This is a genomic window from Micromonospora sp. WMMD737 (assembly GCF_049179055.1).
Taxonomy (GTDB): domain Bacteria; phylum Actinomycetota; class Actinomycetes; order Mycobacteriales; family Micromonosporaceae; genus Micromonospora; species Micromonospora reichwaldensis.
In genome coordinates this window covers 2,481,852-2,499,270 of record NZ_JBMHMH010000001.1, presented here as the reverse complement: position 1 = coordinate 2,499,270, position 17,419 = coordinate 2,481,852, and the positions used below count along the sequence as shown (strand labels likewise).

The following is a 17,419-nucleotide window of genomic DNA, read 5'->3' as shown; positions in this document are numbered from 1 at the left end:
CGGTGCCGGCTGCGGCCAACTGCCGTCTCAGCCGGTCGCGACCGCCGCCCGCAACTCCCCGAACGCGGCGCCGAGCGTCTCGGGGGTGAAATGCGCGTTCAGGCCGCTGGGGTTGGGCAGCACCCAGAGCCGGGCGCCGGCCAGCCGCTGCGGCTGCGGCCCGAAGGAGGCCTTCGGCCGGGCGAACCCGATCCGGTACGCGGTCACCCCGACCACGGCCACCCACCGGGGGCGGTACCGCTCGACCTTGCCGGCGAGGATCTCCGCGCCCTCGACCAGCTCGGCCGGGGTCAGCTCGTCGGCCCGGGCGCTGGCCCGCGCGACCATGTTGCTGATGCCCAGCCCGTACCCCGGCAGCTCGTCCTGCTCGCTGGGATGCAGCAGCCGGGGCGTGAACCCACCCCGGTGCAGCGCGGGCCAGAACCGGTTGCCCGGCCGGGCGAAGTGCCACCCGGTCGCGGCCGACCACAGGCCCGGATTGATGCCCACGAAGAGCACGTCCAGGCCGGGGGCGATGACGTCGGGGATGGTGCGCTCCGCCGCCGCGGCGAGTTCCTCCCGCGTCGGCCGCGGATACCGCCCGGCCGCCCGCGCCACCCGCGTCCCTCGCCGGAGCGGCGAGCCGTCGGCGGAGGGACCGGCAGGCGAGCCGTCGGCGGGCGATCCGGCGGACGGGCCGTCGGCGGAGGGAGCGGCGGACGATCCGTCGGCGGGCGCGGCCATCACAGGCTCCGCAGCACGCCGCCGTCGACCGGCACGGTGACCCCGGTCAGGTAGCTCGCCGCGGGGGAGAGCACGAACGCGGCCACCCGGCCGAACTCGTCCGGCGCGCCGATGCGGCGCAGCGGAATGGCCGCCTCGGCCTCCGCGCGGGCCCGGTCGGGATCGCCGGTGGCGGCGAAGAGCTCCACGTTGCGGTCGGTCATGATCCGTCCGGGCAGCAGGCCAACCACCCGCACGCCCCGGGGGCCGTACTCGTCGGCGACGTCCTTGGCCATGCCCACCAGGCCGGGGCGCAGGCCGTTGGAGATGCCCAGGCCGGGCACCGGCCCGCGCGCCGAGGTCGACAGGACCAGCCCGACCGCCCCGCCCCCGCCTCCGGCCAGGTTTTCGGCGACGGTGCGGACCATCCGGACGGTGCCGAGGAAGACCGTCTCGAAGGAGCGGCGCCACTGCTCGTCGGTGACCGAGGCGGCGCTGCCCGGCGGCGGCCCGCCGACCGAGACCAGCGCCCCGTCGAGCCGTCCGAAGTGCTCCCGGGCCGCTGCCACGAGGCGCTCCGGCGTCTGCGCGTCGGCCAGGTCGGCGGTCAGCCCGACCGCATGCTCCGGCCCCCCGAGGCGGTGCGCGGCGGCGGCCACCGCGTCGGCGTCGCGGGCGGAGAGCACCACCCGTGCGCCGTCGGCGACGAGACACTGCGCGGTGGCGAAGCCCAGCCCTCGGGAGGCGCCGGTGAGTACGTACACCCGATCGGTCAGTCCGAGATCCATGCCGTCGATCCTGCCGCACCCGGCCGGATCCGCCAGTGGGGCCCTCGGTCCGGCGCGCGCCGGACCGGCGGGCGCTCAGCGGCGGGCGGTCCGGCGGGGAACGTTTCAGCGGCGGGCGGTTCAGCGGCGGGCGGGACGCAGCAGGCGTACCCGACCGGCGAGCTGGACCGCGACGGCCCCGCCGGCGCGCCCCCAGGCCGGCAGCCGACGCGGGCGCGGCGGGGTGTGCCCGTCGTAGCGGTGGGCGGCCTCGCGCACGGCCAGCTCCTCCGCGCCGAGCGGCGGCAGCGCGCCCCGGTCGCGCAGGTCGCGGGCCAGGTCCCAGCCGTCGCGCAGCGAGCCCCCGGTCGGCCGCCCCGTCGCCCAGCGGGCGAAGGTCTCCGGCCACCGGGGGCCGAGACCGGCGGCGAGCAGCGGCCAGTGCCGGGCCACCTCCCCGGCGCGCTTGCGCAGCAGCGCGGTCCCGGCGGCGGCGAGCGCCACCGGGTCGAAGCCCGCCGGCACCGGGCCGCCGGCGACCAGCGCCGCCACCAGCGCCGCCTGCCGCTCGGCCAGGTCGCCGCTCACGTCACCACCGGGAAGCCGGACGCGGCGGCGAGGGCGTCCAACTCGGCGCGGAGCACCGGGGCGGGCGGGTAGTGCCCGTCGCGTTCCAGCAGGAACGCCGGGGGCCGGCGGCGGGCGCACAGCTCGCGGATCAGGTCGAGCACCGCCGGGGGGACCGGATCGGTGTGCGTGTCGTGGTAGTAGCCGCCGTGCTCGGCGCCACCCGCCACGTGCACGTAGGAGACCCGCTCCAGCGGCAGCCGGTCGAGCAGCGCGAGCGGGTCGGCGCCCCGGTTGCGGGCGTTGGCGTACACGTTGGCGACGTCCAGCAGCAGGAACGCGCCGGTGCGGTCCAGGATCTCGGTGAGGAAGTCGGCCTCGTCCAGCTCGTCGTCGGGCCAGTCGAACAGGGCCGCGATCGGTTCCAGCGCGAGCGGCACCGGCAGCGCGGCCTGCGCGCGGGCGACGTTGGCGCAGACCGCGTCGACCGCCTCCCGGCTGCGGGGCAGCGGCAGCAGGTGACCGGCCTCGACGCCGCCGGCCCGGACGAAGGCGATGTGCTCGCTGACCAGCGGCGCCCCGACCAGCTCCGCCACCGCGCCCAGGTGGGCGACGCGCGCCGGGTCGACCGGTTCCGCGCCGCCGAGGGAGAGGCGCACGCCGTGCGGTACGACCGTCACGCCGCGCTCGCGCAGCGCGGCCAGCCCGGCGGGCGGTGGCCCGGTCGCGGCGACGCTCTCCGCGACCACCTCGACGAAGCGCAGCCCGGGCAGGTCGGCGACGAACCCGGCGATCTCCGGCCGCCAGCCGATGCCGACGCCGGCGGGGCCGGTCATCCGCCGCACCCGCCGCCGCCGCAACCCCCGCCGCCGCCGCACGAGCTGCCCCCGCTGCACGAGCTGCCGCCGCCGCAACCGCCGCCGGTCGAGGAGGCTCCGGAGCCGCTGACCGCCTGGCGCTGGATCTCGGCCTGGCTGGCGAAGCCGGGGTCCATGGCGTAGAGCGACGCGGTGCCGAACAGGGCGACCCCCATCGCGGCGCCCGCCGCGCCGTAGGTGGCGTAGGCGGGGGCCGAGGCGGGCGCGAGGTAGGTGTGCTGACGCCGCAGGCCGCGCAGGGCCTGGGTGGCGGCGCGGGTGCGCCACGGCACCCGGTACAGGAGGACGGCCACGACGATCAGCGGGAGCTGGCTCAGCACGAGCCAACCCACGGGACGGTCGTTGCCCAGGCCGGCGAAGATGCGCAGCACGCCGACCAGCAGCAGGGCGGTGAGCAGGAACGCGCCCCGGCGCAGCGCGGCCCGGCGGGCCGGCGCGAGCGCGAGCCCGCGCTGCTCCAGACTCGTCCGGAGCTGGTCGAGCGCCCGGACCACCCACTCGTCGCGGGCCAGTTCCCGGGTGGTGGCGTTCCGGCCGGCCGCGAAGTGGATGGCCTGGTCCAGCGGCGTGATCCCGGCGGGCAGCGCACCGCCGGTGGTGAGCCGCCGGTCCGGGCGTACGCCGATGGCCCCGCTGCTGCGCAGCCCGCCGAGCGAGGCCCAGATCGCCAGCTGCTGCCCGCCGTTGAGGTAGGCGACCTGCTGCGGGCCGAGCTGACCCACGTCTCCCACCTGCGGCCCGGCAAGGACCGAGAGCCGGTGGACGACCGTGCCGACGATGATCACGACGGCTGCGAGGAGATAGACCCCGAGGAAGGCGGGACCGGAGATGCCCCAGGTGTCACCAGGTGCGGCGAGGACGGTCATGTGCTGCTCCTGTCGGGCGAGGGGGATCGCGACCCAATTGTGGAGCAGGCCCGCCAGGGCGGATCCACCGCGTGGACCGAGTTACCGGACCGATACGCGGTGGCGCGGGGGCGGCCGGTCAGCGGCGGCGGACGGCCTCCTCGACCAGGTCGAGCACCGGGCCGAGGTCGCCGGCGGGCCGGCCCATCGCCAGGTGCAGCACCAGGCCGTCGTAGGCGAGTTCGAGGAACTGGGCCAGCACGTCGATCGGCACGTCCTCACGGAGCACGCCCGCCTCCCGCTGCCGGGCCAGCCGGTCGCGGGTCGCCTCGGCGATCGCCGCCGACCGTTCCGCCCACCGCCTGGCGAACGCCGGGTCGGTCCGGAGCCGCCGGGACACCTCCAGTTGGCTGCCCAGCCAGCCGGTGGTGTCGGGGGAGACCGCGCCGGCCAGGAGGTCCCGCATGACCTGGACCAGGCCGTTGCGGGCCACCGTCTCCACCATGGCCGCGGCGTCGTCCTCGGCCACCGCCAGGAAGAGCGAGTCCTTGTCGCGGAAGTGGTGAAAGATCGCGCCCCGAGACAGCCGGGTGGCCTCCTCCAGCCTGCGGACGGTGGCGCCCTCGTAGCCGTGCCGGGCGAAACAGGCCCGCGCGGCGGCGAGGATCTCCTGCCGGCGCGCGTCGAGCTGGTCCTGACTTACTCTGGGCACGGGTCGATCGTGACAGCTCGCCCCTCACCATGCAAACCGTACGTACGGCTTGGTTTGTTCGCGCGCATGATCATCCGAGGTCGGCGCGCCGGTCTAGGATCGGCCCGTGATGCCACTTCCCACCGCCGTCGCGGTCCCCGCCGCACCGCTGACCGTCGCGGCCGTGCAGGCCGAGCCCGTCCCCGGCGACGTGGCCGGCAACGCGGCGAGCGCCGCCCGGCTGGTCCGCCAGGCCACGGAGCGAGGCGCCCGGGTGACCGTGCTGCCCGAGCTCTTCCTGCCCGCGTACCATCTGCCGACGCTCGCCGCCGACCCGGCCGGCACCGACGTCGCGGCCGACGCGGGGGCGGCGGTCGACGACCCACGGCTGGACCCGCTGCGCGAGGCGGCCCGCGACGGCGGCGGCGCGGTGGTCGTCGGCGCGGCCGTCCGGCACCCCGACGGCCGGCGGACGATCTCCGCCCTGCTGGTCGACCGCTCCGGCGAGGTCCGCGTCGGGTACGACAAGCAGCAGCTGTGGAGTGGCGAGCGGGAGCTGTTCGTCGCCGGTGACCGGGGTGCCACCCTGCTCGTCGACGACTGGCGGCTCGGGCTCGGCATCTGCTACGACGGCTGCTTCCCCGAGCACGGCCGGGCCGCGGCGGCCGACGGTGCGCACGGCTACCTCTGCCCGAGCGGCTACCTGGCCGGCTCCGAGCACCGCCGCGACCTCTACTACGCCGCCCGCGCGCTGGACAACACGATGTACGTGGTGTTCGCCAACCTCGTCGGCGGCGCCGACCCGTGGCGGTTCAACGGCGGCGCGGCGGTCTACGACCCGGAGGGCCGGCCGCTGGCCCGGGGCGCGGACACCGGCGAGGCCGTGCTGGTAGTCGCGCTCGCCCCGGAGGCCCTCGCGGCGACCCGGGCGGCCCACTGCATGCTGCTCGACCGCCTGCCCCACCAGGGCGGCAGCCGAACGGCGCTGCCGGCCTGACGGGCGCGAGGGGAGCCGGCACTGTCGCCGGGCGGGCGTGCTCCCGTAAGGTGCCCGAGTGCCGCTGCTCCTGCTGAGCCTGGACAACACGCTGCTCGACCGGGCCGGTCCGTTCCGCGCCTGGGGGGAGCGTTTCCTGGCCGGTGTCGGCGCGCCGCCGGCCGACATCGACTGGCTGCTGTCCATCGACGCCGACGGGCTGACCGACCGGTGGGACGTGGCCGACGCCGTGCGTGACCGCTACGGGCTGCGGATCCCGTCCATCGACCTGGTCGAGGAGCTGCACGACGGCGTGGTGGCCAACATCCGGCTCGATCCGCTGGTCGCCTGCGCGCTGCGGATCGCCGACGAGGCCGGCTGGACGCCCGTGGTGGTCAGCAACGGCGGGGTACGCCAGCAGGAGGCCATGATCCGGCGTACCGGGCTGGACCGCTTCGTCGCCGACTGGGTCATCTCCGAGGAGGTCGGCGTCAGCAAGCCCAACCCGAGGATCTTCGCGCTGGCCGCCCGGCGGGTACGGCTGCCCCTGCGCGGCGCCTGGGTGATCGGCGACGGCCCGGAGGCGGACATCGGGGGCGCCGCCGCCGTGGGCCTGCCCAGCGTCTGGCTGCACCGGGGGCGGAGCTGGGTCGACGACCGGTTCGCCCCCACCCGCACGGCGGACGGCGTGATCGCCGCCGTCGCGACGGTGCTCGCCGCCTGACGGGGGCGCCACCCGCCGCCCGGTGAGCCAGCGCGGCGGCTGGCCACGCCATCCGCCGGGCCTGAGCGGGGCGCCGGGGTTGAGCGGGGCGCCGGGGCGGGGCTGGCGTAATTCGGTTGACCGGGGCGGCGTCGGACCGCGAGCATGGTCGGCGCATCGTGCAACCGGGTCTGCGCCCGGTCGAGGAGAGGGGGTCGGTCATGGCCGTCTTCGCAGGTCACTACCACCTGCCCCCATCAGCCTCGAGTAAGGGATCACCACCGCAGTGCGCGATCACGACCTTCCGGCGCGCGAGCGCCGTACCCGCGGCAAGCGCCGCTTCGACGACGACGAACAGCTCTTCCTGAAGCGCGGCCGGGCTGCCGAGCCCGCCCTCGCCGACCCCGACGCCGAGCCCGACCCCGACACGGGGGAGCGCTGGTCGTCCTGGGACGACGCCGTGCACGGCCCGCAGCCCCACCCCGAGTGGCTGGTCACCGAACTGGCCGCCAAGGACACCGAACTCGGGATGCTCAAGACCGGCAAGGAGGCGGACGTCCACCTGGTCCGCCGGGCGGTGCCCGGCACCGACCGGTCCTGCCTGCTGGCGGCCAAGCGCTACCGGGACCCCCAGCACCGCCTCTTCCACCGCGACGCCGGTTACCTGGAGGGCCGCCGGGTCCGCCGGTCCAGGGAGAACCGGGCGATGGCCGGCCGTACCGCCTTCGGCCGGCAGATGATCGCCGGGCAGTGGGCGGCGGCCGAGTTCGCCGCGCTGGCCCGGCTCTGGGAGGTCGGCGCCCGTTACGGCACGATCACCGTGCCCTACCCGGTGCAGCTGCGCGGCACGGAGCTGATGCTGGAGTTCCTCGGCGACCAGGAGGAGGGGCTGGCCGCGCCCCGGCTGGCCCAGCTGCGGCCGGAGGCGGGGGAGCTGCGCGAGCTGTGGGGGCAGCTCGTCGACGCCCTCGTGGTGCTCGCCCGCGCCGGCCTCGCGCACGGCGACCTGTCGCCGTACAACCTGCTGGTGCACGCGGGGCGGCTGGTGCTCATCGACCTGCCGCAGGTGGTCGACGTGGTGGCCAACCCGCAGGGGCCGGAGTTCCTGGCCCGCGACGTGCGGGTGGTCGCCACCTGGTTCGCGGCCCGGGGCCTGCCCGCGGCGGACGCCGACCCGGCCGCGCTGAGCGCGCTGCTGCTGCGGGAGGCGGGGATCCGCTGACCGCGACGTCCCGGGTGGCCAGGCACCGGCCACCCGGGACCCGGGTCACTGGAGGTAGCGCTCGACCGCCGGCTTGGGGCGCGTCCCCTGGGCGTCCGGGTCGCCGTGGGTCTCCCGGGCGGCCCGTCGCCGACGCAGCAGGTCCCAGCACTGGTCGAGGGACTCCTCCAGCTCGCGCAGTCGGGTGCGGGCGTCGTCGTCCGTGCCCGACTCGCCGGCCTGCGCGTCGGCGCGCAACCGGTGCTCCTCGTCGACCAGTTCCGAGATCCGGTTCAGGATCGTCTTGTCGTCCATGCCCTGAGCCTGGCACAGGCCGCGCGGGCGCGCCCGGGTTCCACCGCCGCCCGCCCCCGCCGCTGCGGTAGGTTGCCCAGCCATGGTTCCCACCGTCCGGGCCGCCGGCCCCGCCGACCTGACGCCGGTCGCCGACCTGCTCCGCGCCGCCCGGCCCCACCTGGTGGTCACGCCGGAACTGCTCGCCTGGCAGGCGACCGGCAAGCCGGCCGAGCGCTTCGGGATGCTCGTCGCCGAGGCGGGCGACGGGATCGCCGGCGTCGCCCGGACGGGGCTGCTGTACGAGAGCGCCGAGCCGGGGCTCGGCTTCGTCAACCTGGTCGTGCGCACGGAGGGGCGGGGGCGGGGCGTCGGGTCGGCGCTGCTCGCCGCCGCCGAGGAGCGGCTCGCCGGGCTGGGGGTGCGCCGGGCGTACGCGCGGGTCGCCGACGAGCCGGCGCCGCTCGCCTTCGCCGAGCGGCGCGGCTACCGGGCCGGCCGGCGCAGCGTGATCCTGGGCCTGGACCTGGCGGCGGCGCTGCCGGCGGCGCCCGACCCGCCGGCCGGGGTGCGGCTGGGTACGGCCGCGGACCTGGTCGACCCACGTCCGCTGTACGAGGCGGACCTGGCCGCCGCAGCGGACGAGCCGGGCGATGTCGGGAGGGACGGGACCGGCTTCTCCGACTGGCGGGCCGCGTACTGGGACCGGCCGGACCTGGACCGGGCGCTGAGCACGGTGGCGACGGCCGACGGAGTGGTGGTGGCGTTCAGCCTCGCGCTGACCGACGGCCGGGACCGCTACCTGTCGGGCATGACGGGCACCCGCAGCGGGTGGCGGGGCCGGGGCCTCGCCCGGTCGGTCAAACACGCGTCGCTGCGGGCGGCCCGGTCGGCGGGCTTCCGGTGGGCGTCCACGATCAACGACGCCGGCAACGACGCGATGCGGGCGGTCAACGCGTGGTTCGGGTACCGGCCGGTGGCCGCCGAGTGGCGCCACCTGCGCACCCTTCCGAAGTGACGCCCGACACGAAATCCTTCATGGACGAGCATTCCCATGAGCAAAATTCTCATTCGACGGCTAGCGGAGTCTCGACGGGTGATGGCATGCTTCCCGAATCGTGACGCAAGGCAGCCGTTCGCATGACGGTCCGTCACAACGGAGCGTGACCGACGGGAGGAGCCACGGGTGCGGGATGCCATTGCCGAACGGGGTGCCGACGACCCGCGAGGTCGCCCGGCGCGGTCCGCGCCACTGTGGAGGATGCTGCCGGGCCTGCTGCGTGACCCGCTGGGTCAGCTCGTCGCGATGGCGGACGCCGCTCCGGGCGAGGTCCTGCGGCTCAACCTCGGGACGATCCGCCCCTACCTGGTCACCGAACCCGCCCACGTGCAGCACGTGCTGCGGGACAACGCGGCCAACTACACCCGTGGCGGCCGGAGCATGCTGTGGCGGCCGGTACGACGGCTCACCGGCGACGGCATCATGTCCGACGGACCGGAGTGGCAGGCCAGCCGCGGGCGGATGCAGCCGCACTTCACCGCCAAGCGCATCGACTCCCTGGTGGACTCCATGAGCCAGGCCGTCAGCGAGGCCGTCGACGAGTTCGACGAGCCGGCCCGCACCGGCCGGTGGCTGGACGCCGGCGCCGAGCTGGGCCGGGTCATCTGCCGGGCGATCAGCAGCGTCTTCTTCGCCGACCGGGTGAGCCTCGCCGACCAGCTGCGGATCGTGGCCGCCCAGGACACCATCGTGACGGCGCTGCGGGCCCGCCTGCTCCTGCCCTTCGTGCCCGACGCCGTACCGGTGCCGGGCGACCGCGCCCTGCGCCGCGCCATCGGCGTCGTCGACGACATCATGCTGCCCCTGGTACGGGCCGAGCGGGCCCACCCGCGTGACGGCGACGACCTGCTCGCCGCCCTGGCGAACGCCCGCGACGACGACGGCCGCCCGCTCGGGGAGCGACGCGTCCGCGACGACGTGGTGTCCATGTTCGCCACCGCGACGGAGACGACGTACGCCGTACTGACCTGGCTGTGGCCGATCCTGGACGCCAACCCCGAGGTGGCCGGCCGGCTCTACGCCGAGCTGGACGAGGTGGTGGGCGCGGACCGGGTGATCAGCCGGGAGCAACTGCTCGCCCTCACCTACACCCGGTCGGTGGTCGACGAGCTGCTGCGCATGTACCCCGCCGGGTGGCTGGTGCCCCGCACGGCGGTGGCGGACGACGTCATCGGCGGCACCAGGATCAGAGCCGGCAGCATCGTCGCCGTCAGCTCCTACGTCACCCAACGGCTGGCCCGGTACTGGGACCGCCCGGACACCTTCGATCCCGACCGGTTCCGGGGCGACCAGCCGCGGCGGGAGCACCGGTACGCGTACTTCCCGTTCGGCGGCGGGCCGCACCAGTGCCTCGGCATGTACCTGTTCAACCTGGAGGCTCCGCTGGTGGTCGCCACGATCCTCAGCCGGTACCGCTTCCGGCTGCGCGACGCCGGGATGCCGCCCAAGCAGCTGGCCGCGACCCTGCGTCCGGGCCGGCCGGTGGTCATGGCGCTGACCCCGGTCCACGAGCGGAGGCCGGCGTGACCGCGGTGAGGCCCGACCGGTCGCGCGATGCGACGCCGGGCGGGCGCGACGAGATGCGGGACGCGCGGGAACAGGGCCGGATCTGTGGCCTGGCGGTACGCGGCCAACGCGACCTCCAGGCGTCGGCCGCGGCGCACCCCGAGCTGTTTCCCGCCGACCCGTTCGACACCATGCTGTTCGCCAACATCTCGCTGGCCATCGCCTTCGGCGCCCCGTGGTGCACGGCGCAGCAACTGCGCGCCACGAACCGGACCGTGCTGTGGGGCTTCGCCCTCGACTGGCTGATCGACCACCGGGCGCGCTCCCGCGACGAGGTCGACGGCCTCGTCACGCGCTGCCTCGCGGTGGCCGCCGGCGAGCCGCCCGCCGCCGACGACCACCTCGGCGGCTACCTGGCCGCGCTCCAGGACGAGCTGGCGACGTCCGACGCCTTCGCGGCGCACCGTCCGCTGTGGCGGGACCGGGTGGCCGCGACGGTACGGGCGATGGCCCGCGAGTGGGAGTGGAAGGCAGCGCGGCGGCCCGGGGACCGGGCGTCCCTGCCGAGCCTCGACGCGTACCTGGACAACGCCGACAACCACGCCTGCACGATCGTCAACGTCGCGCACTGGCTCTACACCGGCGACGAGACCACCCTCGCCCGGCTGGACGAGCTGGTCGCGGTCAGCGACCAGGTGCAACGTGCCCTGCGCCTCGTCAACGACCTCGGCACCTACGAGCGGGACCTGCGCTGGGGCGACCTGAACGCGCTGCTGCTGGTGGAGGACCGCGCCGAGGTGGAGCAGCGGCTCGCCGCGCTGGTGGACACCTGCCACCGGATGCTCGAGCCACTGCGGGAGACCTGCCCGCGCGAGGCGGACTACCTGGCCCGGCAGGTCGGCTTCAGCAGCGGCTTCTACCAGCTTGCCGACTTCTGGGGCATGTCGTGACGGCGGCCCCGGTCGCCGTCCGGGACGTGGGGGGCGCCGCGCTCGCCGTCGCCGGTCGGGACCTGGTGGCGGCGATGCTGGCCGCCCCCGACGGCACGGTCTCGCCCTCGGTCTACGAGACCGGTCGGCTGGTCAGCGACGCCCCCTGGCTGCCGGGGCACGCCGAGCGGCTGCGTCACCTGCTGGCCAGCCAGCGCGCCGACGGCGGGTGGGGGGCGCCGGGCGCGTACGGCCTCGTGCCGACCCTGAGCGCGGTGGAGGCGGTGCTGAGCGCACTGCGCACCCCGGGGCGCGCCCGACCAGGGCAGGCGCACCGGCTCTCGACGGCCGTGGACCGGGGCGTCGCGGTGCTGCGGGACCGGCTGCTGGTCGCCGCCGAGCCCGTGCCGGACATGCCGGGCGTCGACCTCATCGTGCCCGCCCTGATCGACCGCATCGACGCGCTCCTCGACGGCGCGGGGAAGCCCGGGCGGCCGGTGCCCGCGCTGCCGATGCCGCACGGCATGACCCGGCACCGGGCCGAGGCGGTCGGGCGGCTCCTCGCCGCGGGCGGGCCCGTGCCGGAGAAGCTGTGGCACGCCTTCGAGGTGCTCGACGAGCGGGCGCGGGTGGGCCTGCCGGCCCGGCCCGTGTCCGGCGCCGTCGGGGCCTCGCCCGCCGCCACCGCGGCCTGGCTGGGTGATCACGCCCGTCCCGGCGCGGACCGGAGCGCGCTGGAGTACCTGACCGGGGCCGTGGCACGGGGCGGCGGGCCCGTGCCGTGCACGACACCCATCGCCGTGTTCGAGCGGGCCTGGGTGCTCAGCGGGCTGGCCCGGGTCGGCGCGGCGGCGGACGTCCCCGCCGAGCTGACCGGCAGCCTGGCCGCCGCCCTCGGACCGACCGGCGCGGCCACCTCGCCCGGCCTCCCGACGGACGCCGACACCACCGCCGTCACCCTCTTCGCGCTGGCCCGGCTCGGCCGCCCGGTCGCGCCCGACAGCCTCCTGGCGTACGACACGGGCACGCACTTCTGCACCTGGCAGGGCGAGGACGGCGCGTCGGTCACCACGAACGCCCACGTCCTGGAGGCGCTCGGCTGGCATGCCCGGCACCGTCCGGGCCGCCCCTACGCCGACGTGGCGCGGCGGGTGGCCGGCTGGCTGCTGGACGGTCAGCTCGCAGACGGCAGCTGGACGGACCGCTGGCACGCCTCGCCGTACTACGCGACGGCCAGCGTCGTGGCGAGCCTCGCCGAGTACGCGCCCGACACCACCGGCGGCCGGCTCGACCGGGCGGCCGACTGGGTGCGCGACACCCAGCGCGACGACGGCTCCTGGGGGCTGTGGACGGGCACGCCGGAGGAGACCGCGTACGCCCTCCAGGTGCTGCTCGGCACGGGACGACCGCCCCGGCCGGGCCTCGCCACCGCCGTGCGCCGCGCGCTCGCCTACCTCGACGACCACCGCGACGAGGACGGTGACGGCGTTCCACTGTGGCATGACAAGGATCTCTACCACCCGGTGCTCATCGTGCGGGCCGCCGTGCTCGCGGCGCGGCACCTGGCGCGACTGAGCGGCCACGCAGGACGGTGAGCCCCGCGACCCGGTGCCCGCGATGACGCACCGGTCATGATCAGCACTGCTTGAGTGATCGTCGGGACACTGCTACCGTGCGCCGGGTCGGTCGAAGCGCCATGCGGAAACCGCCGATCGGATGAATCAGACTCCCCGCCAGGGATGGTTTCAATGGGTTCCCGCAGCTCCAATCTGCGCCGGAAAGTCGTGGCTCTGCTGGCCTCACTCGTTGCGCTGTGGGCGTTCGCCGCGTGGGTGACCCTCCGGGAGGGCGTCAGTCTCCTCTGGGTGCAGGTGCTCGACGCCCAGGTCGCCCAGCCGGGCGAGCCGCTGGTGCTGGAGTTGCAGGCGGAACGCCGGGCGTCCGCGGCGTACCTGGGCGGTTCGGGCGCGGCCGAGCGGGAGCAGCTCGACGCGCAGTGGCGGCGGACCGAGGGCGTCGCCGACGACTTCCGCAAGTCCGTCAGCAGCTGGCGGGTGGACCTGGCGGCCGACGAGAGCCAGCGGCAGATCGACACGGTCGTCAGCGGGCTGGACCGGCTCGCCGCCGTACGCGAGTCCATCCGCGACCGCCAGGTGGACCGCGCCGCCGCCACCCGCGAGTACACCGATCTCATCGACTCGGTGCTGCGGATGTACGGGTCGCTGGGCAATCTGGACGACGAGCAGTTCACGCGGGAGACCGCGGCGCTGATCCAGCTCGTCCGGATCCGCGAACTCATGTCGCAGGAGGACGCCCTCGTCACCGGCGCCCTGGCCGCCGGCCGGATGACGCCCGAGGAGACCGCCGCCTTCGCCCGCGCCACCGGCGCCCAGCGCTACCTGGACAGCCAGGTCCGTACCGACCTGTCGAGCGGCGACCGGGCCCGTTACGAGGCACTTGTCGGCGGCGAGGCGTACACCGCGTTCCGGTCCCTGGAGGACCGCGTCGTGCAGGGACGGCCGGGCGGCGCGCCACCCGTGTCGGCCGCGGAGTGGCGCGCGGCGGCCGACGTGGTGGTCGGCGAGCAGCAGCGCTTCATCATCGAGGCCGGTGACGCGCTCGTCGAGCGGGCCGCGCCGATCGCCGTCGGCGTCGTCCTGCGGCTGGTGCTGGCCGCCGGTCTGGGCCTGCTCGCCGTCGTCGCCTCGATCGTCGTGTCGATCACCACCGCGCGGGCCCTGGTGCAGCAGTTGGAGCGGCTGCGCGAGGCCGCCATCCGGCTGGCCAACGAGCGGCTGCCCAGCGTCGTCGAGCGGCTCGGCCACGGCGAGGAGGTCGACATCGCCAAGGAGGCGCCTCCGCTCGAGTTCGGCGACGACGAGATCGGCCAGGTGGGCAAGGCGTTCAACGCCGTGCAGGAGACCGCCATCCGCACCGCCGTCGAGCAGGCCGACCTGCGCCGCAACGTGCGCGAGGTCTTTCTCAGCCTGGCCCGGCGCACCCAGGCACTGGTGCACCGCCAGCTCACCCTGCTCGACGCGATGGAGCGCCGCGAGCACGACGCCGAGGAGTTGGAGGACCTGTTCCGGGTCGACCACCTCGCCACCCGGATGCGGCGCAACGCGGAGAACCTCATCGTGCTCTCCGGCTCCACCCCGGGCCGCGCCTGGCGGCGCAACGTGCCGATGGTCGACGTCGTCCGGGGCGCGGTCGCCGAGGTCGAGGACTACACCCGGGTCAACGTGCTGCCCCTCGGCGCGGTCTCGCTCACCGGCCGCGCGGTCGGCGACGTCATCCACCTGCTCGCCGAGCTGATCGAGAACGGGCTGTCGTTCTCCCCGCCGCACACCTCGGTCGAGGTGCGCGGGCAGCAGGTGGCCAACGGCTTCGCCATCGAGATCGAGGACCGCGGCCTGGGCATGAGCGAGGAGGACCTGGCCGCCGCGAACCACCGGATCGTCGACCAGTCCGAGCTGAACCTGGCCAACGCCTCCCGCCTCGGGCTCTACGTGGTCAGCCGGCTGACCGAGCGGCACGGCGTGCGGGTGCAGCTCAAGGAGTCCGCGTACGGCGGCACCACCGCCGTCGTGCTGATCCCGGCCGAGCTGGTCACCGCCGACGACGAGGACCCGAGCACCTCCGGCGGCTTCCCGGCCGGACTGCCCGTCGGCGTCCCGGTGGCCGGCGTGTCCGGCCAGGCGCCGCCCGCCGCCGAACCGCCGCTCGCCACCACGCCGGTGGCGCTGGCCGAGCCGATCGCGCCCCGCCCCCGTCCGGCGCCGGACGTCGAGGCCCCCGCCACGGGCGACGCCGACGATGGCGCCCTGCCGACCCGGTCGCGCGGCCGGAGCCTGCCGACGACGGGCCCGGCCCTCGACGCGCGGCTTCCCGTGCGCCCCCGTGGCGGCTCCGAGCAGGACGCCCTGGACGGCCCGACCTTCCCGACCGGCCTGCCGGTGGCCGCCGGGCCCGCGCAGGCGCCCGACACGACGGGGACCCCCGCAGCGGAGGCGGACCCCGGCTCCACGACGACGGGCGGTCCGGCGCCGACGGCCCGGCAGGTGACGGCGCGTACCGACTCGGGCCTGCCGGTCCGGGTCCGGCAGGCCAGCATCGTGCCGGAACTCCGCGACGATCCGGCCGCCGGCGGGGACGACGACGGGGACGAGGACATGGCGCGCCCGCCGGAGCAGGTACGCCGGATGATGAGCTCCTACCAGACCGGCACCCGGCGGGGCCGTACCGACGCCGCCCGGCTGCTCGGTGGAGCGGGCGACAGCCGAACCGAGGCCGGCGAGGAACCCGACGCCGGCGACGACCTGCAAGCGACCTGACCGGCGCCGTCGCGGTGCGGGGGATCCCCGCGCCGCAGCGGTCAGCCGAGACGAGCACGGCGACAACAGCCGGGGGAGAAGAGGACGACGAGTGGCGCAGAAGACGGCTTCGAGTGCCGACCTGACGTGGTTGCTGGATGATCTGGTCGGCCGGGTGAAGCAGGCCGACCACGCGGTCGCGCTCTCGACGGACGGCCTGTTGATGGCCGCCTCGCGAGGGCTGGGCCGGGACGACGCCGAGCACCTGGCGGCCATGGCGGCCGGCATCCAGAGCCTGGCCCGGGGCGCGGGCAAGCGCTTCGGCGGCGGGCAGGTGCAGCAGACCATCATCGAGATGCAGTCGTCGTTCCTGTTCGTCACGGCGGCCGGGCGCAACGCCTGCCTGGCCGTACTCGCCAGCGAGGACGCCGACGTCGGCCTGATCGCCTACGAGATGGCGATGCTGGTCACCCGCGTCGGCAAGTACGTGGCGTCGCCCTCGCGGACCGGCGAGCAGCAGACCGGCGAGAAGTAGCCGCGATGACGGTGCAGGGGGAGTCCTCGGAGCACCAGTGGGTCGACGACCATGCCGGCCCGGTCGTGCGCCCGTACGCGATGACGCGCGGCCGGGCCCGGCCGGTCACCGGCACGTTCGACCTGATCTCCCTGGTGACGGCGACCCGTGCGGACGTGATCCCGGAGGTCGGGCTGGGCCCGGAGCACCTGGCGATAGTGGGGCTCTGCCAGCGGATCCAGTCCGTCGCCGAGATCGCCGCCCACCTGGACCTGCCGGTGGGCACCATCCGGGTCCTGCTCGGTGACCTCGCGGCCCGCAGCCTGGTACAGGTACGCGAACCGCACACCACAGCCGGCCTTCCCGACAACAGCGTTTTCGAGGCGGTAATCAATGGACTACGGGCACTCTGAGCGGCCGGCGGGAGCGACGCCACTGCCCACCGCGATCAAGATCCTCGTCGCGGGTGGCTTCGGCGTGGGCAAGACCACCATGGTCGGTGCGGTCAGCGAGACACGCCCGCTGCGTACCGAGGAGGTGTTGACCGAGTCCGGCGTCGGCATCGACGACCTCTCCGGGGTGGAGAGCAAGACGACCACCACCGTGGCGATGGACTTCGGCCGCATCACCATCAGCGACGACCTGGTGCTCTACCTCTTCGGCACCCCCGGCCAGGACCGGTTCTGGTTCGTCTGGGACGAGCTGGCGCTCGGCGCGCTCGGCGCGGTGGTGCTGGCCGACACCCGGCGGCTGGCCGACTGCTTTCCCTCCATCGACTACTTCGAGGGCAGGGGCACGCCGTTCGTGGTGGCGGTCAACTGCTTCGAGGGAAGCCGGCAGTACCGGCTCGACGAGGTGCAGGCGGCGCTCAACCTCGACCCGGGCGTGCCGGTGCTGCTCTGCGACGCGCGGCAGCGGGAGTCCAGCAAGGAGGTGCTCATCACGCTGATGGAGCACGCCATGAAGACCCGCGAGGCCCGCCGCCGCGCAGCCGCCACCGACTGACCGGGTCGCCACCACCGCCGTGTGGCAGCCGCTACGGGTGCCGCAGTCACGTCGCGCGGGTAGCCGCCGTTGCGGCCGCCCGGCGTCGCTGCCTGCTGCTCGCGTCGTTGCGGCTGCCCGACGTCGCTGCCTGCTGCGCCCCCCGTGTCTGCTGCGTCGCGTCCCTCGATGCGCAGGCCGGATCTTGGCGAGAAACGGCCCCTCCGGGGGCACGTCCGTACCAAGATCTCCGGGCCTGCACGGGGCAGCGCACCCGTCACAACGTGTACGTCGGCTCGGGCGCGACGGAGACGAACGGCACCGTGGTCGAGCCGCGCACGTACTACCCGTACACCCTGGACCCTGCCGCGGACGTGCCGGCGCTCGTGACGGCCGGCGCCGGCCCCACCCACAGCTGACTCGCCGGCACGCGTGAAAGGAAGGGCCCCTTGTCAACGCATAGCGTTGACAAGGGGCCCTTCCTTTCAC

General features: G+C 75.4%; 19 protein-coding genes. 12 read left to right on the top strand and 7 right to left on the bottom strand.

The features are described from left to right. Positions 1–27 precede the first annotated feature (27 nt). The 6 genes from mug to ACN27A_RS09855 form a co-directional block, all read right to left on the bottom strand. Entirely contained in the window at positions 28–723 is a 696-nt protein-coding gene (gene mug, locus ACN27A_RS09880) for a G/U mismatch-specific DNA glycosylase (RefSeq protein ID WP_421451724.1), read from the bottom strand. Further along, the gene (locus ACN27A_RS09875; RefSeq protein ID WP_421451721.1) at positions 723–1,490 is read right to left on the bottom strand and encodes an SDR family oxidoreductase; all 768 of its coding nucleotides are present in this window, start codon (positions 1,488–1,490) and stop codon (positions 723–725) included. Before ACN27A_RS09875 ends, mug begins: the two co-directional genes overlap by 1 nt. A 120-nt stretch (positions 1,491–1,610) precedes the next feature. Continuing rightward, entirely contained in the window at positions 1,611–2,057 is a 447-nt protein-coding gene (locus tag ACN27A_RS09870; protein WP_421451718.1) for a hypothetical protein, read from the bottom strand. Continuing rightward, on the bottom strand, positions 2,054–2,872 hold the full coding sequence (locus ACN27A_RS09865) for a DUF692 domain-containing protein (RefSeq protein ID WP_421451716.1): 819 nt from the start codon (positions 2,870–2,872) through the stop codon (positions 2,054–2,056). Before ACN27A_RS09865 ends, ACN27A_RS09870 begins: the two co-directional genes overlap by 4 nt. Continuing rightward, positions 2,869–3,780 carry a TIGR04222 domain-containing membrane protein gene (locus tag ACN27A_RS09860; protein ID WP_421451714.1) on the bottom strand — a complete coding sequence of 304 codons (912 nt, stop codon included), beginning with the start codon at positions 3,778–3,780 and terminating at the stop codon, positions 2,869–2,871. The genes ACN27A_RS09865 and ACN27A_RS09860 overlap by 4 nt, the downstream gene beginning before the upstream one ends. A 118-nt stretch (positions 3,781–3,898) precedes the next feature. Beyond that, the gene (locus ACN27A_RS09855) at positions 3,899–4,471 is read right to left on the bottom strand and encodes a TetR/AcrR family transcriptional regulator (protein ID WP_132240304.1); all 573 of its coding nucleotides are present in this window, start codon (positions 4,469–4,471) and stop codon (positions 3,899–3,901) included. A 109-nt stretch (positions 4,472–4,580) separates the two neighbouring features. On the opposite strand from ACN27A_RS09855, the gene ACN27A_RS09850 reads away from it, so the two are divergent. From ACN27A_RS09850 to ACN27A_RS09840, 3 genes are all read left to right on the top strand, one after another. Further along, positions 4,581–5,447 (top strand): carbon-nitrogen hydrolase family protein, encoded by an 867-nt coding sequence (locus tag ACN27A_RS09850; RefSeq protein WP_421458421.1) that lies wholly within the window; start codon positions 4,581–4,583, stop codon positions 5,445–5,447. 58 nt (positions 5,448–5,505) lie between these two features. Then, positions 5,506–6,150: an HAD family hydrolase gene (locus tag ACN27A_RS09845; RefSeq protein WP_421451710.1), complete on the top strand. Its 645-nt coding sequence runs from the start codon at positions 5,506–5,508 to the stop codon at positions 6,148–6,150. 265 nt (positions 6,151–6,415) lie between these two features. Continuing rightward, entirely contained in the window at positions 6,416–7,351 is a 936-nt protein-coding gene (locus ACN27A_RS09840) for an RIO1 family regulatory kinase/ATPase (protein WP_421451708.1), read from the top strand. 45 nt (positions 7,352–7,396) lie between these two features. Here ACN27A_RS09840 and ACN27A_RS09835 read toward each other — a convergent pair whose 3' ends face one another. Beyond that, the gene (locus tag ACN27A_RS09835; protein WP_132240301.1) at positions 7,397–7,645 is read right to left on the bottom strand and encodes a DUF2630 family protein; all 249 of its coding nucleotides are present in this window, start codon (positions 7,643–7,645) and stop codon (positions 7,397–7,399) included. Between the two features lie 82 nt (positions 7,646–7,727). Between ACN27A_RS09835 and ACN27A_RS09830 the strand changes: the two genes are divergently transcribed. From ACN27A_RS09830 to ACN27A_RS09790, 9 genes are all read left to right on the top strand, one after another. Then, the gene (locus ACN27A_RS09830) at positions 7,728–8,642 is read left to right on the top strand and encodes a GNAT family N-acetyltransferase (RefSeq protein ID WP_421451705.1); all 915 of its coding nucleotides are present in this window, start codon (positions 7,728–7,730) and stop codon (positions 8,640–8,642) included. A 243-nt stretch (positions 8,643–8,885) separates the two neighbouring features. Further along, the gene (locus ACN27A_RS09825; protein WP_421458420.1) at positions 8,886–10,211 is read left to right on the top strand and encodes a cytochrome P450; all 1,326 of its coding nucleotides are present in this window, start codon (positions 8,886–8,888) and stop codon (positions 10,209–10,211) included. 53 nt (positions 10,212–10,264) lie between these two features. After that, entirely contained in the window at positions 10,265–11,140 is an 876-nt protein-coding gene (locus tag ACN27A_RS09820) for a terpene synthase family protein (RefSeq protein WP_421458419.1), read from the top strand. Next, positions 11,137–12,714 carry a prenyltransferase gene (locus ACN27A_RS09815; protein WP_421451702.1) on the top strand — a complete coding sequence of 526 codons (1,578 nt, stop codon included), beginning with the start codon at positions 11,137–11,139 and terminating at the stop codon, positions 12,712–12,714. The genes ACN27A_RS09820 and ACN27A_RS09815 overlap by 4 nt, the downstream gene beginning before the upstream one ends. A gap of 153 nt (positions 12,715–12,867) precedes the next feature. Further along, positions 12,868–15,453: a nitrate- and nitrite sensing domain-containing protein gene (locus ACN27A_RS09810; protein ID WP_421451699.1), complete on the top strand. Its 2,586-nt coding sequence runs from the start codon at positions 12,868–12,870 to the stop codon at positions 15,451–15,453. Between the two features lie 91 nt (positions 15,454–15,544). Then, entirely contained in the window at positions 15,545–15,967 is a 423-nt protein-coding gene (locus ACN27A_RS09805) for a roadblock/LC7 domain-containing protein (RefSeq protein ID WP_091629996.1), read from the top strand. A gap of 5 nt (positions 15,968–15,972) precedes the next feature. After that, positions 15,973–16,359, top strand: a complete 387-nt coding sequence (locus ACN27A_RS09800; protein ID WP_132240297.1) for a DUF742 domain-containing protein — start codon at positions 15,973–15,975, stop codon at positions 16,357–16,359. Continuing rightward, a complete protein-coding gene (locus ACN27A_RS09795) occupies positions 16,340–16,951 on the top strand; it encodes a GTP-binding protein (protein ID WP_132240296.1) in 612 nt (203 codons plus the stop codon). The genes ACN27A_RS09800 and ACN27A_RS09795 overlap by 20 nt, the downstream gene beginning before the upstream one ends. 263 nt (positions 16,952–17,214) lie before the next feature. Then, complete coding sequence (locus tag ACN27A_RS09790; protein ID WP_421451697.1) at positions 17,215–17,349, top strand: hypothetical protein; 135 nt, start codon at positions 17,215–17,217, stop codon at positions 17,347–17,349. The last annotated feature ends 70 nt before the right edge of the window (positions 17,350–17,419 follow it).